The organism is Mesorhizobium sp. B2-4-18, from assembly GCF_006441385.1.
Taxonomy (GTDB): Bacteria; Pseudomonadota; Alphaproteobacteria; order Rhizobiales; family Rhizobiaceae; genus Mesorhizobium; species Mesorhizobium australicum.
The window spans coordinates 324,771-345,878 of record NZ_VFUW01000007.1; the positions used below are offsets into that span (position 1 = coordinate 324,771).

19 protein-coding genes and 1 tRNA gene are annotated in these 21,108 nt (G+C 61.8%); 8 read left to right on the forward strand and 12 right to left on the reverse strand.

The window, feature by feature from the left end; all coding sequences use genetic code 11:
• Positions 1-75: 75 nt before the first annotated feature.
• The 7 genes from FJ527_RS19165 to FJ527_RS19195 form a co-directional block, all read right to left on the reverse strand.
• The gene (locus tag FJ527_RS19165) at positions 76-888 is read right to left on the reverse strand and encodes a class I SAM-dependent methyltransferase (protein ID WP_140663246.1); all 813 of its coding nucleotides are present in this window, start codon (positions 886-888) and stop codon (positions 76-78) included.
• A 74-nt stretch (positions 889-962) separates the two neighbouring features.
• The gene (locus FJ527_RS19170) at positions 963-2,177 is read right to left on the reverse strand and encodes a glycosyltransferase (RefSeq protein ID WP_281406528.1); all 1,215 of its coding nucleotides are present in this window, start codon (positions 2,175-2,177) and stop codon (positions 963-965) included.
• On the reverse strand, positions 2,095-3,264 hold the full coding sequence (locus tag FJ527_RS19175) for a glycosyltransferase (RefSeq protein WP_140823846.1): 1,170 nt from the start codon (positions 3,262-3,264) through the stop codon (positions 2,095-2,097). The genes FJ527_RS19170 and FJ527_RS19175 overlap by 83 nt, the downstream gene beginning before the upstream one ends.
• 112 nt (positions 3,265-3,376) lie before the next feature.
• Positions 3,377-4,072: a methyltransferase domain-containing protein gene (locus FJ527_RS19180; RefSeq protein WP_181166401.1), complete on the reverse strand. Its 696-nt coding sequence runs from the start codon at positions 4,070-4,072 to the stop codon at positions 3,377-3,379.
• An 83-nt stretch (positions 4,073-4,155) separates the two neighbouring features.
• On the reverse strand, positions 4,156-5,181 hold the full coding sequence (locus FJ527_RS19185) for an NAD-dependent epimerase (protein WP_140823848.1): 1,026 nt from the start codon (positions 5,179-5,181) through the stop codon (positions 4,156-4,158).
• Positions 5,181-6,455, reverse strand: coding sequence for a nucleotide sugar dehydrogenase (locus tag FJ527_RS19190; protein ID WP_140823849.1), 1,275 nt, complete (start codon positions 6,453-6,455; stop codon positions 5,181-5,183). Before FJ527_RS19190 ends, FJ527_RS19185 begins: the two co-directional genes overlap by 1 nt.
• A gap of 40 nt (positions 6,456-6,495) precedes the next feature.
• Positions 6,496-7,773: a sugar transferase gene (locus tag FJ527_RS19195; protein ID WP_224526043.1), complete on the reverse strand. Its 1,278-nt coding sequence runs from the start codon at positions 7,771-7,773 to the stop codon at positions 6,496-6,498.
• A 537-nt stretch (positions 7,774-8,310) separates the two neighbouring features.
• On the opposite strand from FJ527_RS19195, the gene FJ527_RS19200 reads away from it, so the two are divergent.
• Positions 8,311-9,939: a fatty-acid--CoA ligase gene (locus tag FJ527_RS19200; RefSeq protein ID WP_140823850.1), complete on the forward strand. Its 1,629-nt coding sequence runs from the start codon at positions 8,311-8,313 to the stop codon at positions 9,937-9,939.
• Positions 9,940-10,006: 67 nt separating this feature from the next.
• Positions 10,007-10,792: a DUF1499 domain-containing protein gene (locus FJ527_RS19205; RefSeq protein WP_140663254.1), complete on the forward strand. Its 786-nt coding sequence runs from the start codon at positions 10,007-10,009 to the stop codon at positions 10,790-10,792.
• 63 nt (positions 10,793-10,855) lie between these two features.
• On the opposite strand, the gene FJ527_RS19210 is transcribed toward FJ527_RS19205, so the two are convergent.
• A complete protein-coding gene (locus tag FJ527_RS19210; RefSeq protein ID WP_140823851.1) occupies positions 10,856-11,764 on the reverse strand; it encodes an MBL fold metallo-hydrolase in 909 nt (302 codons plus the stop codon).
• Between the two features lie 114 nt (positions 11,765-11,878).
• On the opposite strand from FJ527_RS19210, the gene FJ527_RS19215 reads away from it, so the two are divergent.
• The 3 genes from FJ527_RS19215 (at position 11,879) to FJ527_RS19225 (ending at position 13,511) form a co-directional block, all read left to right on the forward strand.
• Positions 11,879-12,469, forward strand: a complete 591-nt coding sequence (locus tag FJ527_RS19215) for a biotin transporter BioY (RefSeq protein ID WP_140823852.1) — start codon at positions 11,879-11,881, stop codon at positions 12,467-12,469.
• A gap of 170 nt (positions 12,470-12,639) precedes the next feature.
• Entirely contained in the window at positions 12,640-12,993 is a 354-nt protein-coding gene (locus FJ527_RS19220) for a hypothetical protein (protein ID WP_015318748.1), read from the forward strand.
• Between the two features lie 128 nt (positions 12,994-13,121).
• Positions 13,122-13,511 (forward strand): DUF427 domain-containing protein, encoded by a 390-nt coding sequence (locus tag FJ527_RS19225; RefSeq protein WP_140823853.1) that lies wholly within the window; start codon positions 13,122-13,124, stop codon positions 13,509-13,511.
• 53 nt (positions 13,512-13,564) lie between these two features.
• On the opposite strand, the gene FJ527_RS19230 is transcribed toward FJ527_RS19225, so the two are convergent.
• The 4 genes from FJ527_RS19230 to ppdK form a co-directional block, all read right to left on the reverse strand.
• The gene (locus FJ527_RS19230; protein ID WP_015318750.1) at positions 13,565-14,305 is read right to left on the reverse strand and encodes a polysaccharide deacetylase family protein; all 741 of its coding nucleotides are present in this window, start codon (positions 14,303-14,305) and stop codon (positions 13,565-13,567) included.
• A 25-nt stretch (positions 14,306-14,330) separates the two neighbouring features.
• A complete protein-coding gene (locus FJ527_RS29355; RefSeq protein WP_015318751.1) occupies positions 14,331-14,480 on the reverse strand; it encodes a hypothetical protein in 150 nt (49 codons plus the stop codon).
• Positions 14,464-15,312 carry a glycosyltransferase family 9 protein gene (locus tag FJ527_RS19235; protein ID WP_246677740.1) on the reverse strand — a complete coding sequence of 283 codons (849 nt, stop codon included), beginning with the start codon at positions 15,310-15,312 and terminating at the stop codon, positions 14,464-14,466. The genes FJ527_RS29355 and FJ527_RS19235 overlap by 17 nt, the downstream gene beginning before the upstream one ends.
• A gap of 373 nt (positions 15,313-15,685) precedes the next feature.
• Entirely contained in the window at positions 15,686-18,364 is a 2,679-nt protein-coding gene (gene ppdK, locus FJ527_RS19240; RefSeq protein ID WP_140726501.1) for a pyruvate, phosphate dikinase, read from the reverse strand.
• A gap of 223 nt (positions 18,365-18,587) precedes the next feature.
• Between ppdK and FJ527_RS19245 the strand changes: the two genes are divergently transcribed.
• The 3 genes from FJ527_RS19245 (at position 18,588) to FJ527_RS19255 (ending at position 21,092) form a co-directional block, all read left to right on the forward strand.
• Positions 18,588-18,932, forward strand: coding sequence for a VOC family protein (locus tag FJ527_RS19245; RefSeq protein WP_015318754.1), 345 nt, complete (start codon positions 18,588-18,590; stop codon positions 18,930-18,932).
• Between the two features lie 127 nt (positions 18,933-19,059).
• Positions 19,060-19,134: transfer RNA gene (locus FJ527_RS19250), tRNA-Gln, on the forward strand.
• A 509-nt stretch (positions 19,135-19,643) separates the two neighbouring features.
• On the forward strand, positions 19,644-21,092 hold the full coding sequence (locus FJ527_RS19255; protein WP_015318755.1) for a TolC family protein: 1,449 nt from the start codon (positions 19,644-19,646) through the stop codon (positions 21,090-21,092).
• The last annotated feature ends 16 nt before the right edge of the window (positions 21,093-21,108 follow it).

Sequence of the window (21,108 nt, forward strand, 5' to 3'; positions counted from 1 at the left end):
TGTCTGCGGCCCTCCGAATGCCATCCGAGTGCGGTACGGCGGGCGACATGTCGTGCGGAACGGGCCTGCCGACACCTAGACCTCGGCCATGATTACATGGGCCTGAATTTTGGCGGCGACTTCACCGCTGCCGTGTCGGTCAGCGATGGCGGATGCCGCGTAATCGGTTGCAGCGTCCAGTTTTCCAGCTTCCCTGGCCTCGATTTCGGTGCGAAGAACAGTGCCTTGACAGTAGGCAACGGCCGGAAGGCGTGGCGAGGATGCGCGGCTCTGTTCGGCTCTCGTCTCGATCACCACTCGAGAGAAGCCTGCATCCTCTAGGTCGCGACGGATCAGCACCTTGTCGTGATAGCCGTGCGGCGTGCGTGCCAGGAAGCGCGGGGGATCGTCGGGAAAGATCCGTGCCAGAGCGTTGGTCACGTCATCGGCGAACACATTCTCCTCGATGCGATCCCATACATTGAACAAAAACCGTCCGCCGGGCTTCAGGACCCGCCTGGCTTCGCGATAAGCGGACGTGCGGTTCGGAAAGAACATCGCACCGAACTGACAACAGACAAGATCGAAGGCCGCATCTTCAAATGGCAGCGCCATCGCATCCGCTTGGCGCCACTCGATGCGGCTATCAGGAGTTTGTCGCGAAGCAGCGTAGTCGAGCATCGGCTGGTTTAGGTCGGTCACGACATAGCTTGCGTCGGGCGACAGTCTTGGCGCCAATGCGCGGGTGACGACCCCGGTGCCCGCGGCGATTTCCAGGACCGCGCCGGGCGATAGGGCCGCTGCTCGCCGCGCGATATCCGCAGCGAACGGCTCAAAGATCAAAGGCACCATGTAGCGGTCGTAGTTTTCCGGAATTGAGCCCGCGAACAGCTTGTCGGTTTCCAACATGACAATCCCCACCGTCTGCCTGATGACTCGCAAGCTTAACATATAATTGTCTGTTCCTGGTCGTTTTCCGTGCGCTAGCCCTTGGCAGACAATCTCTCCCATAGCGCGCTGTATGCCCTTGCCATCCGCTCAACTGAAAAATCGGAAGCGACGCGGTTGCGGCATGCCTGCTGTCTTGTCTCCCAGGATGGCGAGTCACGGTTTTCCAGAGCCATGTTTGTAATGGCGCGAGAAAGCGCGTCGGGATCCCGGCTCGGAACAACACATCCGGTGTTGCCGACAATCATGCCGATATCGCCGACATCCGTCGCTACGCAAGGCGTACCGCACGCCATGGCTTCGGCGACGACGTTAGGGAATGCCTCGCGCCTCGAGGCAAGGACATGGATGTCGAACGCACTCATGAGAGCAGCGACACCGTCGCTCGGACCAAGCAGCATCACCTTGTCGCGAACGCCGTAACGGTCCAGCAGTCCGGCAAGGTCGGTATTTTCAGGAGAGATTCCGGGGCCGGCGAGAATACATTTGAAAGGGAACTCGGCGCGCGCGGACAGCTTGGCCAAGGCAGCGGCGAGATTCCTGTGATCCTTGTCGGGATGCCAGCGGGCGACGCTTCCGATGACGAATTGGCCTTCATCTATCGACCAGGTCCGACGCAGCCGACTGCGCGCCCTCTCATCCGGCTCGAAGACAGCCAGATCATAACCGTTCGGAATTATCGTCCAGTTCGAAGCCGAGTAACCCGCACTCATATGGCGCCGTGACGCCTGTTGCGAACAGCTCACGATCTGGGTCGGGACCACCCGGGATATCAGCGCGCAGGCCCGGTCCGCCATCCGCGTGGCCAAGGGGGCGACAAGCGGATCCAGACCGGAATTGTGCATCCCCCAAACCACCAGCCGGATACCCGCAAGCCGCGACAGGACGCCTCCAACCAGGTTTGCGTGGTACATCCAGCACTGGACGATATCGGGCCGATGGGTTGACAAGGCACGCCGAAATGCCGCGAGCCCGCCGAGGCTTAGCCTCCCCTTCGGCATCGACAGACAGGTCAGGGGCACCCCCGCCTCCCGAAGCAGCGGGCCATATTTTCCTTCGTCTGAAAGCGAGACCACTGCGTGCGAATGAGTGTGCTCGGCCATGCAGAGACGGAACAAAGCCGCCTCAGCACCGCCATTGTGCAGCCCGGTGATGACATGCAGGACTTTAATCCGGGATCTCCTTTCGGGTAGCGCTCGCCAAGCCCATACCCATCGCGAGCAGATACGCGTCAGCCACTTTTTCGACACTGAAATCCTGGGCCCGACGTCTGACGTCGGGCGGGCTGACGTCATCGAGGCCGGCCAATATCGCGGCCGCGAAGGCTTGCACGTCGCCCACCGCGACAAGCCGCCCCCATTTGCCGTCCTCCAGGATTTCCGCTGGGCCGCTTTCGCAATTCGTGCTCACCACCCTGGCTCCGCAGGCCATGGCTTCGATAATCGTATTGGGAAAGCCCTCCCTTCGCGACGAATGGAGAAACAGCGCGGCGCGGTGCATCCACGGATACGGATTTTTCGAAAAGCCGACCAGGGCGACCGAGGAACGCAACTCGAGTTCATCGATCATCGTCTGCAGCGACGCGCGCAGCGGCCCTTCCCCCACAATCGCCAGTTTGACGGGTCGTTTCCTTACGACCTGTGAAAAGCTGCTAATCAGAGTGGCATGGTCCTTTGCGAAATCGAGGCGACCGACGGCGACCAGCAGGGACCTGCCGTCCTCGTCCGCGAACGGATGATCGATGGGCGCGCTGGCCTGTGCCTGAATGTGTTCTATATCCAACGGGTTGTGGATCACTTCGACAGAATTCGGGTCGAGCCCGATGCGCCTGATCAGATCGTCCGCAACGCCATGTGAGACGGCTATTATCCTGTCGGCATAACCGTATGTCATTCGCATAAGGAACGGCAGAAATCTCTCACGGATCAGTTTCGTATCCGCAAGGGTCCTGGACAGGTTGCTTCTCTCGGATATGACCGTACGCACCCCTTGCCGTGACAGGAAGGACGACATTATTGCCAGGATGTTCGCGTGAGGCAGCGCCGCCAGCATCACCCGCGGCTGCTCCGCCTTGACGTAGCGAATAAGGCCGGACAGGGAAAACAGCATGCGAGACGCCTGCAGATCCACTATCCTTATCGTGTCGGGAACCAGGGGAAGATATTCACCTATCGCACATCCAAGTACGAGATCCGTCACCAGCCCACGCCGATCGAATTCCCGGGCCAGGGTAAGCATCGCGCGCTCGGTGCCACCTGCCCGCAGCGAGGGGATGAAGACGGCGATCCGGGCATCCGGACCGCCCGGCGACTTTCTATCTTTCCTCGTTCGCTTCATCCGGTTCGAAGCCCGGTCGCCGCCATACCGCTTCGTTCGGCTCTACCTCTCCCGTTGGAAAGCAGGCGCAACCGGAAACGGGCCAGGACCGGCGGAGAATATCTTCGACGGATCACTGTTTTCGCCGAAAGACATAGGCATAGGTCTCCGCCGCATCCTTGCCGAGCAAGAGAGCGGTGATGCCAAGCCAGAGGCGCCAGGCTAGGAAAGCCGGCACGAAGGAATAGAAGTATGAACTTCTCCAGAACAGGCGCCGCTGGACAAGCTCCAGCCCATTTTGCGCCGCGATCCTTTCCACTTCGCTTGGCAGGCATTTGTCATAGAAAGCCGGAAATCCGTCATGACCCCTGCCTTTGTCGGGATAGATGGCAAACAGCAGCCGCCGCTTGATCCTCTCTGGCAAAATCAGGTTCAACCTGGCGAAAACGGCATTGCGTGACGGCGAGAAAATGGCAACCAAACCGCCCGGCTTGACGCAACTGGCGATGCCGCGAAGCGCGCCCTCTCCGTCGCGAACATGTTCCAGGGTCGCCTGGCATATGACCAGATCAGCGTCCTGCCTTCCCTTGAACACGGTAAGGTCCGCCTCGATCTGCTCGTCATAGAGTCCATCGGGGGCCTTGGACAGTTCCTCGGCAGCGAGATCAAGCCCGACCACGACGAGCCCGAGGCACCGCTTCTGCGGCAGGCTGACGAGCGGTCTTGCGCCTCCACCCAGATCGTAGACCAATGTGTCCGGAGACAGCAGCGCCGGCGCGATTTCGGTCGCAAACGTGCTATTGCCGTCCGCGCGAAGGCGTGGCGGCAAAGCCCTGTCAAGATATTCAGAGACCGCCACGTTCGCGCGTACAAACCCCCTCAGCAACGACACTGCCTCCTTATCGGTTCGCGCTATCCCCGCCCAAAATAATCCTGGTACCACGCGACGAACCGCCCCACCCCCTCGGTGACGGAGGTGCGGGGACGATAGCCGACCGCCGCCTGCAGCGCCGAAGTGTCGGCGAAAGTGTCGGGCACGTCGCCGGCCTGCAGCGGCAGCAGCTCGATCACCGCCTTGCGGCCGAGCGCGTTTTCCAGCGCCTCGACATAGGCGGTCAGCTTCACCGGGTTGTTGTTGCCGATGTTGAAGATGCGCCAGGGCGCGCTGCTGGTCGCCGGATCCGGGCGGCCGGAATCCCAGGCCGGGTTGGCCGCGGCGGGGCTGTCGCTGGCACGGATCACGCCCTCGGCGATGTCCTCGACATAAGTGAAGTCGCGCGTGTGGTTGCCGTTGTTGAACAGCTTGATCGGCTCACCGGCCAGGATGTTCCTGGTGAACAGGAACAGCGCCATGTCAGGGCGGCCCCAGGGGCCGTACACGGTGAAGAAGCGCAGCCCCGTGGTCGGCAGGCCGAACAGGTGGCTGTAGCTGTGCGCCATCAGTTCGTTGGCGCGCTTGGTGGCGGCGTAGAACTGCAGCGGATGGTCGGCCGGCCGATGCTCGGAAAACGGCATGTCGGTGTTGGCACCGTAGACGCTCGAGGTGCTGGCATAGGTCAGGTGCCCGACACGGCTGCCGCGGCAGGCCTCGAGCATGTTGGTGTAGGCGATGATGTTGCTCTCGACATAGGCGCGCGGATTTTCCAGGCTGTAGCGCACGCCGGCCTGGGCGGCGAGATGGATCACCCGGTCGAAGCCATGGTCGGCAAAGCAGCCGTCGATCACGCCCCTGTCGGCGAGATCGCCGTGGATGAAATGATAGCCGGCATTGGTCTTGCGGCTCGCTTCGTCCAGGAGCCGCAGCCGCGCCTGCTTGATTTGCGGGTCGTAGTAATCGTTGATGCTGTCGATGCCGACAACCTCGTCACCGCGCTCCAGGAGCCGCCTGGCGACATGATAGCCTATGAAGCCGGCAGCGCCGGTGACCAGTACCTTCATCAGAAGCGCCCGTCCGTAACGTCCCTAGGGAACAGCCCCTTGATGTCGTAGATTACACTGGGGTCCTTGCAAAGCGACTTCAGCCCCGCAACGCCCAAGCTGCGGAACTGCGCGTGTCCGACAGCGACGATGACGCCGTCATAGCGCGCGGCGGGCATCTCCTTCACGCTCGCCGTGCCGAAAGCGCGTGCGCATTCCTGCGCGTCGACCCAAGGGTCCCAGATATCGATGCCGGCATTGTACTGCCTCAGTTGCGCGACGACGTCGACGACCTTGGAATTCCTCAAGTCCGGACAGTTTTCCTTGAAGGCCGCACCCATGACCAGAATCCGGCTGCCAACGACAGGTATGCCCTTGCGCATCATCAGGCGGGCCGTCTGGTCCGCCGCATGCTGGCCCATGCCGTCATTGATGCGGCGCCCGGCAAGAATCACCTCGGGATGATAGCCGAGTTCCTGGGCCTTGTGGGTGAGATAATAAGGATCGACGCCGATGCAGTGCCCGCCGACGAGGCCCGGCGTGAAGCGCAGGAAATTCCATTTGGTGCAGGCCGCCTCTAGCACCTCCGACGTGTCGATGCCCAGCTTGCCGAAGATCAGCGACAGCTCGTTCATCAGGGCGATGTTCAAGTCGCGCTGCGTGTTCTCGATGACCTTGGCGGCCTCGGCCACGGCAATGCTGGAGGCACGATGCGTACCCGCCGGCACGATCGAGGCATAGAGCGCGTCGATGGCCTCCGCCGCCTCTGGCGTGGAACCGCTGGTGACCTTGACGATCGTCTGCAGCCGGTGCTCGCGATCGCCGGGGTTGATGCGCTCTGGACTGTAGCCGAGGAAGAAATCGCTGTTGTAACGCAGCCCGGAATGTTTCTCGATCAGCGGTGCGCAGACTTCCTGCGTGCAGCCGGGATAGACGGTGGATTCAAAGATCACCACCGCGCCCGGGGATATGACCTCGCCGACCGTCGTCGACGCCATGACGAGAGGCTTCAGGTCCGGCCTGTTGGCCCGGTCGATCGGCGTGGGCACGGTAACGATGAAAATTCCGCAGTCGTGCAGATCGGCTTTCTCGCTGGTGAACTTCAGCCCTCTGGCGGCGGCGATTTCCTCCTCGCTGGCTTCTAACGTATGGTCCTCGCCGCGCTTCAGTGCCTCCACGCGCGACGGGTTGATGTCGAAGCCGATCACATCCCTGGTCGCCCCGAAGGCCACAGCCAGCGGCAGACCGACATAGCCAAGTCCGATGACAGCTATTTTCCTTGAGGCGAGATCCATTGCTTCCTGCACGTGCGATCGGATTCAGGCCCTGATTTGGCTATCGCGCACCAAAACCGGTGAACATCGTTTTTATGGTCCTGAGAACGATCAGCACGTCCAACCAAGGTGAGAAGTTCTTTATGTAGTAAAAATCATAGTGCAATTTTTCCATGACATCGCCGACCGCTGCGACATGGCCCTGATTTACTTGTGCCCACCCGCTCACGCCCGGCCTGACGATGTGCCGGTACCGGTAGAACGGCAATTCCGCCTCATACCATTGCGACAGCACGACAGCTTCCGGCCGTGGCCCGATCCAGCTCATCTCACCGCGCAGGATGTTGATGGCCTGCGGCAGCTCGTCGATCCTGAACTTGCGCAGGAAGCTCCCGACCCGCGTGATGCGATCGTCATCCCGTTTGGTGATCGCCTTGTCCTTGTCGCTGCCGGAGCCGGTCTGCTGCCTCATCGAACGAAATTTGTAGACGGTGCAGATCCTGCCCCGGTAGCCCATGCGGGGTTGGCGAAACAGCACGGGGCCTTCCGAGTCCAGCCGGATCGATAGGGCGACCAGCAGCAGAACGGGACAAAGAACCACGACAAGGACAAGCGCGGAGGTCCAGTCGATGGCCTGCTTGATCTTGAGATAAGCCTGGTTCGGATTGAGCGAGCCGAGCGTGTTCTCCGATAGATGTTCGATCTCGACACGACCGGTCAACGATTCGCTGACCTGCTTGACGTGATAGACGGGCGTGCCCGACAGCGCCCGGTCGGCGATGTAGCGCTCCCATTCGGCGCCGAGGTCCGCACGCAAATCGACAACAACGCCGTTAACTCTTTCGATAACGGTGCCGGGCGACTTGAGCCAGAACCAGTGCACGCCCGGCAGGGCCCTGAGGCGCTCGACATTGCCGCCGGGAATGACGGCCAGCCGGTACGGCTCAAGACGCCGGGTCATGAGGCTCAGGCCGAAATACCAGAGCGTGGACTGCGTGAAGCTGGCGGCGGCCTGAAACCGGCTATACTCGAAGCGGAAAAAGAAAATCGTCAAGAAAACAAGACCGTAGGACAGGACGAATGTCGGCAGGATATAACTGGCCGCGGCCACGCCCGGAAAATTGCCAATGCGGCGATAGGCAAGAAAGCCGGTAACATGCGCAATGATGGCAGCCGCGACCGTTATCTGCAGATTGGCCGAATAGATCGCGTCCGGATAGGATGCTATCCGGATCAGTGCTGGCGCGATGATCGCGAATGTCAGTCCGCCGATGAGTTGAAAACGAATTCTGAACAGGAAGTGCCGGCTTCCGACAATCGTTGATGTTGCGACATTCAACTTCTTCCCCTTCCCCCGAAAGGTGCCCGTGTCGGCAATCGCCACTACACTTGGCAGGCCGTTCCTTCGCAAAGCGAACCGGACCCCTCACCATTGGCGATTCGACTCAGTCGAAGATCAAGAGCTACGCCAGTGCGACCTCACCAGCAAGCATCTATTTAGCGGGAATAGTTGGCAGAAGTTCTGATCGGCAGCATTGCTGCATTGCAATTTAAAAGCCGCGGCTAATGTCCGGCTTATTCTCCAATCCTTGAGAAACCTGCCGAACCCTCAGCCGATATATAGAGGTGATGTCTTTGGTGCCGACCAAGCGCCCATGCCAAATCGGCCAACCGCCTGGCCAGATCGCCATCGATGGCCGGTCCGGGCCCGATGCAGCCAAGCGAAATCAAAAAGCCGTCCGGATTCAACCGTTTGCCGATACAGGTTCGAACTCCGACTTTCGCCCGCTGCGCTTGTGGACGCTGGACAATTCCCCGGTTCGCTTCACAATGCGATCAAAAGCGCACCGTGAAAAGCGTGATGGAGGAACCCGGTATGCTGGGACTGATGCAGGAATGGCCGCTGCTGTGCCACAAGCTGATCGACAACGCCGAGCGGCAGCATGGTGCGCGGGAGATCGTGTCGCGTTCGATCGAGGGGCCGATCGTGCGCACCACCTATGCCGACCTTCATCGTCGTTCCCTCAAGGTCGCCCAGCGCCTGGAGCGCGACGGTTTTGCCTTGGGCGACCGCATCGCGACGCTGGCCTGGAACACCGCCCGCCACATCGAGGCCTGGTACGGCATCATGGGCATCGGTGCTATCTACCACACCCTCAATCCGCGCCTGTTTCCCGAACAGATCGTCTGGATCATGAACCACGCCGAGGACAAGGCCGTCTTCGTCGACCTCACCTTCATCCCGTTGCTCGAGAAGATCGCGGGTGCCGTCAAATCGCTGAAGAAAGTGATCGTGCTCACCGACAAGGCGCACATGCCGCAAACGACCCTGCCCAACGCCGTCGCCTATGAGGAGTGGCTAGGAGAGGTCGATGGCGATTTCGCCTGGAGGAGCTTCGACGAAGGCACCGCCGCCGGCATGTGCTACACGTCGGGCACGACGGGCGATCCCAAGGGCGTCGTCTACAGTCATCGCTCGAACGTGCTGCACGCCATGATCGCGGCCATGCCCGACGCCATGGGCCTGTCGTCGCGCGACACGATTCTGCCGGTGGTGCCGATGTTCCACGCCAATGCCTGGGGTCTTGGCCAGAGCGGCCCGATGATCGGCGCCAAGCTGGTCATGCCCGGCTGCAAGATGGATGGCGCCTCTATCTATGAATTGCTCGATCAGGAAAAGGTGACGTTCAGCGCCGCCGTGCCGACCGTGTGGATGATGCTGCTGCAATATCTGGAGGAGACTGGCAAGACGCTTCCCCATCTCGGCAAGGTCGTGATCGGCGGCTCGTCGTGCCCGCGCACGATCATGACGAAATTCCAGGACGATTACGGTGTCCAGGTCATCCATGCCTGGGGCATGACCGAAATGTCGCCGCTCGGCACGCTGTGCACCTTGAAGCCGGACTATGCCGGCCTCGAAGGCGAGGCTCGGCTCGACGTCCAGAGCAAGCAGGGTTACCCGCCTTTCGGCGTCGAAATGAAGGTGACCGACGACGAGAACAATCCGCAGCCTTGGGACGGCAAAACGTTCGGCCGGCTGAAGGTGCGCGGCCCGGCCGTCGCCCGCGCCTATTATGGCGGTGCGGGCGCGGAGCAGTTCGACGTGGACGGCTGGTTCGACACTGGAGACGTCGCCCATATCGATGCCGGCGGCTACATGCAGATCACCGACCGTGCCAAGGACGTCATCAAGTCCGGCGGCGAATGGATTTCGACCATCGACCTGGAGAATCTGGCCGTTGGCCATCCCGATGTGGCGGAAGCCGCGGCCATCGGCGTCAAGCATTCGAAATGGGGCGAGCGGCCTCTGCTGGTCGTCGTTGCCAAGCCGGGCAAGGAACCGACCAAGGCCGGGATTCTCGATTTCATGGATGGCAAGGTGGCCAAATGGTGGATGCCGGACGACGTCGCTTTCGTCGGTGAGATACCGCATACCGCCACAGGCAAGATCCAGAAGATCACCTTGCGTCAGCAGTTCAGGGACTATCGCTTGCCGACGGATTGAGAGGATGTTGCGTGTTTCCGCAAAAAGGCACTAAACCTCCATCCGGGTTGGGGCAGCGCAGAGAATAATGGTTAGCATTCCCGAACGGCAAACGTCGAAGGCTGCCGGCTGGTCGCGGCGCACGGGCGCCTTTTCAGCGGTGCTTTTGCTGACGAACTTTGTCGGCCATCGGTTCGGCCTCGTCCAAACGCCGGTCTTCCTGTGGGTGCTGGGCATTGCTGCCCTGCTGGCGGCGCTGGCGCTGCTGTTTGCCGGCCTGGCCTTTGCGAGGCTGTGGAATTTCGGTGACCGTGGTGGCCGTGATCTCACCGTCGGCGCCTTGCTGGCGCTGCTGGTGCTCACCCCGTACGGCGTTGCCGCCTACTGGGCGACGATCTATCCGCCGCTGCGGGACATTTCGACCGATTTCGATGAACCGCCCGCGCTCGATGTCAGCGACCGGACCAAGGACATGAACGCAGTGTCCCCGTCGACGCCGGGTGAGCAGACGTTGCAGACGGACAGCTATCCATTGGTCACCGCACGCAGCTACGACCTGCCGTTCGAGACCGTCGTCAATGCCGTTGAAACCGTGCTCGACCGGCGCGGCTGGGACCTTTCGGAGCCTTATCCCGAACTCGCCGGACAGACGGAGGTGACAATCACTGCCGTCGCCTCGAGTTTCGTTCTTGGCCTTCCCGCGGACGTCGCCATTCGCGTCACGGATGACGGCGACACGGTCATCGTCGACATGCGCTCCGCCTCGCGTTACGGCCGCCATGACCTTGGCGACAATGCCGCGCGCATCACTGAATTCCTCACGGAACTGGATCAGGAAGTCGCCGGCCAGATCGGCGCGGCGCCGGCACAATAGCCATTTTTCGAGCAAATCGCGCGCCGCGACGATGCTTGGGTGAACGGGTGGGCGGCGGCAGGGCTATCGGCCAGGCGTGAAAATGCCATCTATGGCGGGAGCGGCGTCCGTCGCCACCACGCCGCGCGCCACCAGGTCCTCCAGATGGGCAAGCACCGACAGGCCGGCGGCGCCGTGCAGCCGGGGATCGGTATCCCTGTAGATCGCCTTGACCATGTCGGGGATTGTCCTGTCGCCGGCCCTGATCCGTTCCAATATGGCTCGTTCGCGCATCTTGCGATGGGTCTTCAGCCCGCGCATGAAAGCGCGTGGCGCCGTCACCGGTCCCCCATGGCCAGGCAGCAGCAGCCGGTCGCCGCGCTCGATCAGGCGGTCCAGCGATGCCATGTAGTCGGCCATTGCCCCGTCCGGCGGCGCGACGATCGAGGTTGCCCAGCCCATGACGTGATCGGCTGAAAACAGGATGCCGGTGCCTTCCAGCGCGAATGCGGCATGGTTGGCGGTATGGCCGGGCGTCAGGACGGTCCGGATCGCCCAGCCGTCGCCGCTGACCAACTCGCCGTCCGGCAAGGCGATATCGGGAACGAAAGCGGTGTCGGCGCTGGCGTCGAGCGCATTGGTTTCGCCAATGTGCAAGGGCCTCGCCCGCCGGTGCGGTCCCTCCGCCAGCACTTGGGCGCCGGTGCGCTCCTTCAACCGGGCCGCCAGCGGAGAATGGTCGCGATGCGTGTGGCTGACGAAAATGTGGCTCACCGGCCGGCCCGCGATCACGTCGAGCAAGGTCTGAAGATGCGCCTCGTCATCGGGCCCCGGATCGATCACCGCCAGCGTATCGTGGCCCACGACGTAGCTGTTGGTGCCATGGAAAGTGAAGGGACTGGGATTAGGGGCCGTGACGCGTTGCACGTCGGGGGCCACGCTTACACCTCGGCCGTAAGCGGGGTCGAAGCTGATATCGAATTTGAGAGCCATGTCGGCGCATTGTTCCCGGAACGCAAAACCGATTGCCGCATAGCACGCAAGCCAATATAGGAAAATGCAAGACCGCGATTTCTGGTTCGCGGCAAGTTTGGATTGGGGAAGACCATGACAACCGCAACGACGACGCGCCCGCTTGTTTTCCTGGCCTTGCCGCAGGAAGGTGCCGCGCGACTTGCAACGCAGTTTTTGCTGGCGATCGCCGGGACGCTGCTCCTGACTCTTTCGGCCAAGACCAAGGTGATGCTCGGGCCTGTCGACCTCTCGATGCAGACGCTTGCCGTCCTGCTGATCGCCGCCGCCTTCGGCATGCGGCTCGGCGTCGCCACCCTGCTGCTCTACATGGCGGAAGGCGCCATGGGCTTCCCGGTCTTCCAGGGCACGCCGGAAAAAGGCATCGGCATTGCCTATATGCTCGGCTCGACCGGCGGCTATCTCGCCGGCTTCGTGGTCCTGGCGGCGATTGTCGGCTGGGCCGCCGACCGCGGCTGGGACCGTCATCCGATCAAGCTTTTCAACGCCATGCTGGTTGCCGAAGGGGTGATGATGGCGATGGGTTTTGCCTGGCTGGCGCTGCTCATCGGTCCGGAAAAATCCTGGCAGTTCGGCGTCGTGCCGTTCATCGTCGGCGATCTCATCAAGGTCGCGCTCGCGGCCAGCCTCGTGCCGGCCGTCTGGTCGTTGCTGAAGCGCTCCTGAAATTTGGGGGTCCCTGCCGCCGATCGAATGGCAGGAGCTTCAAATAGATTCCATCGGCGCAAACTCCTCGTGATCGGACCAACAGCAAAAAGTGCCATAATCCGGCCATCGTCGGTGTTAAGCTTCGTTAACGGGCAAAGGGGTGCGATTGGCGACTGAAAGAGGTTCGCATGGACGCGCTCGACGATAAGGTTCTCGAGAGTACGCTTGCCGAAAGCCTGGCCGATCTGGTGCCGGACGAAAAGACCGTTTCCGAAGACGAGTTCGTCGAAGTTGTCGGCGGCGCGCTCGAAGCGGTCGGCGGCACACTGCTGTTCAAGATGTGCGTCCAGAACGAAGGCGAAGGCCAGCACGTCGCGGCGGCATCCGTCGGTGATGGCGGCAATCGCCAGTTCCTCCTGCTCACCTTGCCAACCGTCGGAGGGGCGCTGAAGGTCGAGACGATCTCGAGAAGCAGCAACCCGGTGGCGGGCATCGCGGCCGCCTATGCCGGGCTGATGGACGCCTTTAAAACCGCTGCCTGATTTTCCGCTGCCACGCCAAGGCCAGTCTTGCGCCACGCACGGGCGCTTGGTGTCTGCTTGTTTGTGACCACGGGCCTTGTTCTATCCGGTCGCCCACCACACCTAAAGTCGGGGCAAGGAGAACCAGCATGGACAAGATCGCCAACCCGGCACCCGGCTTCCAGCGCAATCCCGACAAGATCATCACGATAGAGCCCTATTCCGGCACCGTCACAATCCACGCCGGCAGTACGGTCATCGCTTCTTCCGCCAGGGCGAAAGTGCTGACGGAGGCCCCCTACCCCGCCGCCTTCTACATTCCGTTCGCCGACATCGATTTCGACAAGCTCAGCCGAACGGATCACGCGACGCACTGCCCCTACAAGGGTGATGCCAGCTATTGGAGCGTGCTGCCGGCGGGCGAAGCGGGCAAGGACGCGATGTGGGCCTATCGGCAGCCCTTCGACGAGATGACCGACATCCGCGACCACGGCGCGTTCTACGCCAGCAAGGTCAGCATCGAGGCCAAGCCGGACTGAACGCTTCGGCTTGAAGACACTCAGGGGCATTGATATTCGGGTGATGCCGGCCCTTAGTCGGTGGTGCCGTGATTACCCGTTCCGTCGGCATCGTCGAGGCGCACGAAGGTCATGCCCTTGTCCTTGAGCGCCAGCAGGCCCTGAACCACGCCCTCGCCGGCGGCATGGGTCGGCTGATTGATGTGGGAGATGATGACATCACCGTCCTTGGCGGCGGCGATGCGCCTGGCCGTTTCCTTGGCGCCGAGCAGCGAGCCACCGTCGCCATTGATCGAGAAGCCGGCAATCTTGAAGCCGAGTTTGCGGATCATCGCAATGGCCGAGGGACTGTATTCGGCTGTTGCGCCACGGAACCATTTCGGCGCCGGTTCGCCGGTCGTGGCCAGAGCCGCGGCCCCCGATTCGACTTCGGCAAGGACTGCTTCCGGGCTGCCGGCGCTGCGTATGCCATAGATCTTCTGTGGCGTGTCGACCGCCGGGATATGCCGGCCACCGTGATTTTCCAGCTCGAACAGGTCGGGATGCGCCCGCATGATCGCGACGGCCTCGGCGTTGCGCTTCAGCCAGATGCCGGTGACGAAAATGGTAGCCGGTATCTTGTTGTCCACCAACGCCGAGAGAATGCGCGTGTCGGTCTTGCCGCCGCAGGCATCGAGCGTGAGTGCAACGCGACCGGTTCCGCTTGCAGCCGGCTTGATGTGCAGCGTGGGTTCGACCAGCGGCGTGGCATGGGCGCTGGATATCAGCGCCACCGACATGGCGATCATGCAGAGATGTTTTTGCGGCAAATGCATCGAACCAAGTTCCCCACCGGCGGTTTCAAGCCGACATCCCAAGACCCGCATGAAGGCGGAAATCGGACGAGGGATAGCAGAAAAACGCCTGGCGCGGCAATTTGACCTCCCACTTGGTCGACGAGCCGTTCAGCGACAGTCTTGCCGTTCCATCGCCCTCAGACAGCGCGTTCATTTTTCAGCTCGGTGCGCGCGAGAATTTCGCGCGCCGCTTCGACAACCGGCTTCACCTCCAGGCGCCAAACGCAGCACGCCTTGCTGGGATCGGTTCGGCGACACAAATCCTTGGCCACGCAGTCGCATGGCATTGACGGCCGAAGCGCGATGCTGGGCACGCCGACAGGTCCCCAGCGTGACGGATGCGTCAGGCCGAAAAGGCCGACAACCGGGGTGCCGGCGGCAGCGGCCATATGCATCGGCCCGCTTTCATTGCCCAGAAACAGCCGAGCCTGTTCCAGGACGGCCAGCAGGGTCTCGAGCGACAGCGCTCCGACCAGGTCCACCACCGGCGTCGCCGTCTCGGCAACGATCCGCGCGGCGGTTTCACCTTCGCCCGGCCCTCCCACCAGGACGATGCCCAGTCCGGTTTCGGCCGCAATCTGGTCAATCGCCTCGGCAAACCGTTCCGGCTGCCACTGCCGGCCCTTGAAACTCGCGCCTGCGTGGACAGCGACGAAGGCGTTCGGACGGATGTGGTGCGTGCCCAGAAGCGCCAAGGCTTTCGCGGCCTCGAATGGCGGCGGCTGGAGGCTCGGTACCGTCACCCGCAGATCGATGCCGAGCGCTTCAAGAGGGGAGAGATAGCGATAAACAAAATGCTGGCCGCCAAACCCGAATGGTTTGGCAAACACATTGGCGGGCTGCCGCTCCAGCAGCTTCAGCGGCCTTTCCGGGGGATTGTAGCCGACGCGTGTCTTTGCGTTGACCAAGCCGCTGATAAGCCGAGAGGTCTTCGAATCGGTCAGGTCGATCGTCAAATCGAAGCAGAAGCCGCGCAGCGCCTTCACCGTTGCGTAGAGCTCTTTTCCGCGCTCCAGCGGGGTGCCCCGCGCGCGAGCCCGCCTGAACGGAACCACCTCCGAAGCGATGCCATGCGCAATCACGAAGCTCGCCAAGTGCGCTTCGCAGAGGAACACGATCCTGGCACCGGGGAATTCGAGCCGAAGGTTCCTGGCGAGGGTCGAAGCGAGGACGATATCGCCTATGAACTTCGTTTGAATGATCAGGATCGAGCGGAACGGAGCGGGTGAAATCTGCAACATATGTTTCCGGAGACGTTTGGCGATCATCACGAAATTGGTCAGAAACAATGGCGAGATTGCGCGATACCTCTAGCACGTTCGCGTGAGTTTTCATACAAAACCGTAAGCTCGGACCGGTCTATCCACGCCCCGTGGTCGTTGTCTGCACTGCAGCCTGCGCCGCTGCCAGTCTGGCGATCGGCACGCGGTAGGGCGAGCAGGAGACGTAGTCGAGCCCGACCTCCTCGCAGAAGCGGATCGACGAGGGATCGCCGCCATGTTCGCCGCAGATGCCGAGCTTGATGTCGGGTCGCGTCGCCCTGCCCTTCTGCGCCGCCATGCGCACCAGTTCGCCGACGCCCTCAATGTCGAGCGAAACGAACGGATCCTGCTCGATGATGCCTTTCTGGCGATACGTCTCCAGGAAGGAGGCGGCATCGTCGCGCGAGATGCCGAAGGTGGTCTGGGTGAGGTCGTTGGTGCCGAAGGAGAAGAACTCGGCCGACTCGGCAATGACATGGGCGCGGATCGCCGCGCGGGGAAGCTCAATCATGGTCCCAGTCAGGTAATCGATGTTGACGCCGCTCTCGTCCATGACGCTCTTGGCGACGGCGTCGATGCGTGCCTTCACAAAATCGAGTTCCTTCGCCAGACCGACCAGCGGCACCATGATCTCGGGGACGACCAGCGCGCCGGCTTTCTTGCCGGCCTCGACTGCCGCCTCGAAAATGGCGCGCGCCTGCATCTCGGCGATCTCGGGGTAGGAGACGGCGAGCCGGCAGCCGCGATGGCCTAGCATCGGGTTGAATTCGTGCAGGGCCTCGGTGCGCTGCCTGAGCTTGTCTGCCGACACGTTCATGGCGGCCGCGACTTCGGCGACTTCCGCTTCGGTCTTGGGCAGGAATTCGTGCAGCGGCGGATCGAGCAGGCGGATCGTCACCGGCAGGCCGGCCATGATCTCGAACAGCTCCAGGAAATCCGAGCGCTGCATGGGCAGAAGCTTGGCCAGCGCCGCGCGGCGATCCTTCTCGGTGTCGGCCAGGATCATCTCGCGCATGGCGACGATGCGGGCGCCGTCGAAGAACATGTGCTCGGTGCGGCATAGCCCGATGCCCTCGGCGCCGAAGGAGCGCGCCATGCGGGCATCGAGCGGCGTTTCGGCATTGGTGCGCACCTTCATGCGGCGTACCGCGTCCGCCCATTCCATGATGGCGGCGAAATCGCCGGACAATTCCGGCTGCAGCATCGCCACGGCGCCCTTGAGCACCTGGCCGTTGCCGCCGTCGATGGTGATGATGTCGCCCTTGCGGAAGGTCTGCCCCATCGAGACCAGCGTGCCTGCCTTGTAGTCGACGCGCAGCGAGCCGGCTCCCGACACGCAAGGCTTGCCCATGCCGCGCGCGACGACCGCTGCGTGGCTGGTCATGCCGCCGCGCGTGGTCAGGATGCCTTCGGCCGCATGCATGCCATGGATATCTTCCGGACTGGTCTCGATACGCACCAGGATCGCCTTGCGCCCCTGCGTCTTCAGATCCTCGGCATCGCCGGAAGAAAAGACGATCTCGCCGGTGGCAGCACCCGGAGACGCCGGCAGCCCGACGCCGATGATGTCTCGTGCGGCCTTTGGGTCGATGGTCGGGTGGAGCAATTGGTCAAGAGAAGCAGGATCGATGCGTGCGACGGCTTCTTGCTTCGTGATCAGGCCGTCCCTTGCCATTTCAACCGCGATCCTGAGCGCCGCCTTGGCGGTCCGCTTGCCGGACCGGGTCTGCAGCATCCACAATTTACCGCGCTCGATGGTGAATTCGAGATCCTGCATGTCGCGGTAGTGCTTTTCCAGGCTGTCGGAGATGGTGACGAAGGACTGGAAGGCATCCGGCATCAGCTTCTGCAGCGAAGGCTTGTCGGAACCGGCCGCGATGCGCGCCGCCTCGGTGATGTTCTGCGGCGTGCGGATGCCGGCGACGACATCCTCGCCCTGCGCATTCACCAGGAACTCTCCATAAAGCATTTTTTCACCGGTCGAGGGGTTGCGGGTGAAGGCAACGCCGGTGGCCGAGGTCTCGCCCATATTGCCAAACACCATGGCCTGGACATTGACCGCCGTGCCCCAGCTTTCCGGGATATCGTGCAGACGCCGGTAGGTGATGGCCCGGTTGTTCATCCAGCTTGAAAACACCGCGCCGATCGCGCCCCAGAGTTGCTCGTGCGGATCCTGCGGGAACGGCCTGCCGAGTTCCTCCTCGACCTTGGCCTTGTAGAGCGCGATGACGCCTTGCCATTCGATCGCCGTCAGTTCGGTATCGAGCTCGTGGCCGAGGCTGGCTTTCTGGTCTTCCAGGATTTCCTCGAACACCTCGTGATCGAGGCCCATGACGACATCGGAATACATCTGGATGAAACGGCGGTAGCTGTCATAGGCAAAGCGCGCATCGCCGGAATCGGCGGCCAGCGCCTCGACTGTCTCGTCGTTCAATCCGAGATTGAGCACGGTGTCCATCATGCCGGGCATCGACGCCCGGGCGCCGGAACGCACCGAAACCAGGAGCAGCTTCGACGGGTCGCCGAACCGGCGGCCAGTCAGCCGGCCGATATGGTCGAGGGCGACTGCGACATCAGCCTCCAATCCCGCCGGGTGGGTGCGACCGTTGGCATAATAGGCATTGCAGACCTCGGTGGTGATCGTAAAGCCCGGCGGCACTGGCAGCCCCAGGCTGCACATCTCGGCCAGGTTGGCGCCCTTTCCGCCCAGCAGATTCTTGTCGCTGGCACGGCCTTCCGCCGCACCATCGCCAAAGGTGAAAACCCATTTGGTCATGCTTGCTCTCCGGTTGCAGGAGATTGGAAAGATTGGCGAAACGCAAAGTTCCATCCGTGCCCGACTTTGGAGCGATATGATGCTGCAGTGCGAAAGGCAAGGCGTCGGCAAGCCGTTCGGCCGCTACAATCGATTAAGAAAAAACTCCGCCTGGGCCTGTGGCAAAAAGACTTGCCACCTCACGGCTCGACGTCTAGAACATAAAGGGAACAAGAGGTGCGTCATGAAACAGCCTGGAAAACTGGACTATCTGGAAATGCCGGCGACCGGCGGCACGCTGGATCGGTTGAAGGCCTTCTACAGCGCCGCCTTCGCTTGGTCTTTCACAGATTATGGGCCGACCTATTCGGCCTTCGCCGAGGGCCTGGATGGCGGCTTTCAGGCCGATGCCGCGGAAGCACCGGCCAAGCCGTTGCCCGTGCTTTACAGCGACAATCTGGAGGAAACCCTTCGCGCCGTCGAAAGCGCCGGCGGAACGATCGTCAGGCGGATATTCTCATTCCCCGGCGGCCGACGCTTCCACTTCGTCGATCCAGCCGGCAACGAGCTGGCTGTGTGGTCCCACTAGTCCGCTTGTGGATCACCAAGCGCCGATTGCACCGCTGGTCAGCCGAGCGTCTTCGCGGTCGTTCATAAGCATTGTGCTTTTCGGCTGCTCTGCTAATAACGCGCCGCACAGCGACTCTGACGGCTATTGGGGCGTCGCCAAGTGGTAAGGCATCGGTTTTTGGTACCGACATTCCCAGGTTCGAATCCTGGCGCCCCAGCCAAGCGCAGACTCCATTCGAGGCCGAAGCGCGCACCGAATAAGCCCTGATCCAAACACTCTGCAGCCTAGACTTAACCAAGAAGTGTCACGCTCGGCAGTGCGTCAGCGATCTCGCAAACCACAGCGGGCGCGACCAGAACATGTCGTCAATCTGGGTGGGCCGGACCAAATCCTTCTGCACCCGAGCTGTTGAAGGCGCCTTATTGCCTCCGCGAGAGCAACTTTGTTTGCGGACATGCGTACTCATCGGCATATGCCAGAACAGGCTTGCTGTTGCCCATCTTCAATATCTTGTCTCGGGGCTTCAAGTTTCGATGCCGGCATTTGATCCCGCCGGCGTCCCAAATGTGTGCTATTTTTGCTACATTTTTTGACCGTCTGCCTAAATTCTATGATTTAGTCACAGCTTAATAATGAAACGCGCACGTTAATTTGCAAGATAGTGGCAAGGTCAGGCGCCAAGCCCGGCTGGGGCGCTCTTAAAAAGCGCGGGGAAACGTGGGTGGGAAAATGAAGACGACAGGTCTGTCGACCAAGGTCATGGGCGTTGGTCTCTTGATGACGGCTACCATGCTGAGCTGCTGGGGCGCGCATGCGCTGACACTCAAGGAAGCCATGGCGGTCGCGGTGGAATCCAACCCGGAAATCGGCCAGGCCATCGAAAACCGCGAGGCCATCGAGTTCGAACTGCGGCAAGCAAAAGGGCTCTATCTTCCAAGCGTCGACCTGGAGGCATCCGCTGGTGCTCGCCGCCTGGACAACTCCTCCCGCCGCGCGCTCTCCATCGAGCACGATGCGCTTTATCCCGCGGAGACCGATCTGACGGTTTCGCAAACGCTTTATGATAGTGGCGCAAGGCGAGCCGAACTCAACCGTCAAGCCTCGCGAGTGGATGGCGCCTCATTCCGCGTGCTGGAGCGATCTGAGTTCATCGGGCTGTCTGTCGTCCAGGATTACCTGGAATACATGCTTCAGGCCTCGATCGTGGCCGAGGCAAAGAAGAATCTGGGCTTTCACCAAGCGATTCTCCACGACATCAGGGAAGGCATAGCAGGCGGCGGATTGAACGAAGCCGACCGGCAACAGGCCGAGGAGCGCTTGTTTGCGGCCAAGGCCCGCATGCAGGAGGCTTCCGAGGAACTCGAGGCCTCGAGAATACGTTTCTTCAAGACCGTCGGGAAACCGCTGACCAATGCATCGCGGCCAGGCGACGTTTCCTCTGCACTGCCAAGGTCCCTGGACGACGCGCTGGGCATTGCGCGGGAGAACAACCCGCGCGTCCACATGGCCAATAGCGATATCGCCGCCGCGGGCTCGCAGGTTGACGCCGCTCGGGCGAAATACGGCCCGTCGGTCGTCGCCGAAGGCGTTGCCCGGGCCGGATACGACATTGACGGCGACAATGGAGACACCTCCGATCTGCAGGCACGGGTGGTGCTGCGGTGGAACCTGTATCGGGGCGGCATCGACAAAGCGAATGAGCAGGAGCAGATCCGCCGCGCCAGCGAACAGCGGCTTGGGCTGCATCAGGTTCTGCGGGAGATCGAAGAAGCCGTTCGCACGTCGTGGGATCGCCGCTTCCGGCAAGCCGACCTGGCAAAGACCCTGAAGCTGCAAGCCGCTTCCAACGAGAAGCTGGTTGCCTCTTATCGCGAGCAGTTCAAGGTCGGACAGCGCTCGCTGCTCGATGTGCTGGATGCGCAGAATACGCGGTTCAACACAGCAACGCTGGCGGACACCGCGTCCTACGCATCCCTCTTTGCCCAATACCGACTTCTGGCGGCAACCGGGCAGTTGCTGAAAACGATGGACATCCAGCCGCCGAAGCAGGCCGCGGCCTACGCCAAGGATGAATTCGCGGTTCCGGAGATCCCGGACACCGAAACCTATGCACGGACCCCGTCGGAACAGAAGAACGACCTGCCCTTCGATATCCTCGCCCCTGTCAGGAAGAAGTGAGCCGTAAGGAGTGTTG

Excerpts from the sequence above, each read along its gene's own strand:
- FJ527_RS19205 (WP_140663254.1), top strand. The coding sequence starts at position 10,007 with ATGGTTAGCATTCCCGAACGGCAAACGTCGAAGGCTGCCGGCTGGTCG.
- FJ527_RS19210 (WP_140823851.1), bottom strand. The coding sequence starts at position 11,764 with ATGGCTCTCAAATTCGATATCAGCTTCGACCCCGCTTACGGCCGAGGT.
- FJ527_RS19220 (WP_015318748.1), top strand. The coding sequence starts at position 12,640 with ATGGACGCGCTCGACGATAAGGTTCTCGAGAGTACGCTTGCCGAAAGC.
- FJ527_RS19230 (WP_015318750.1), bottom strand. The coding sequence starts at position 14,305 with ATGCATTTGCCGCAAAAACATCTCTGCATGATCGCCATGTCGGTGGCG.
- ppdK (WP_140726501.1), bottom strand. The coding sequence starts at position 18,364 with ATGACCAAATGGGTTTTCACCTTTGGCGATGGTGCGGCGGAAGGCCGT.
- FJ527_RS29355 (WP_015318751.1), bottom strand. The coding sequence starts at position 14,480 with ATGAACGCGCTGTCTGAGGGCGATGGAACGGCAAGACTGTCGCTGAAC.
- FJ527_RS19165 (WP_140663246.1), bottom strand. The coding sequence starts at position 888 with ATGTTGGAAACCGACAAGCTGTTCGCGGGCTCAATTCCGGAAAACTAC.
- FJ527_RS19190 (WP_140823849.1), bottom strand. The coding sequence starts at position 6,455 with ATGGATCTCGCCTCAAGGAAAATAGCTGTCATCGGACTTGGCTATGTC.
- FJ527_RS19215 (WP_140823852.1), top strand. The coding sequence starts at position 11,879 with ATGACAACCGCAACGACGACGCGCCCGCTTGTTTTCCTGGCCTTGCCG.
- FJ527_RS19185 (WP_140823848.1), bottom strand. The coding sequence starts at position 5,181 with ATGAAGGTACTGGTCACCGGCGCTGCCGGCTTCATAGGCTATCATGTC.
- FJ527_RS19200 (WP_140823850.1), top strand. The coding sequence starts at position 8,311 with ATGCTGGGACTGATGCAGGAATGGCCGCTGCTGTGCCACAAGCTGATC.
- FJ527_RS19175 (WP_140823846.1), bottom strand. The coding sequence starts at position 3,264 with ATGAAGCGAACGAGGAAAGATAGAAAGTCGCCGGGCGGTCCGGATGCC.
- FJ527_RS19225 (WP_140823853.1), top strand. The coding sequence starts at position 13,122 with ATGGACAAGATCGCCAACCCGGCACCCGGCTTCCAGCGCAATCCCGAC.
- FJ527_RS19255 (WP_015318755.1), top strand. The coding sequence starts at position 19,644 with ATGAAGACGACAGGTCTGTCGACCAAGGTCATGGGCGTTGGTCTCTTG.
- FJ527_RS19245 (WP_015318754.1), top strand. The coding sequence starts at position 18,588 with ATGAAACAGCCTGGAAAACTGGACTATCTGGAAATGCCGGCGACCGGC.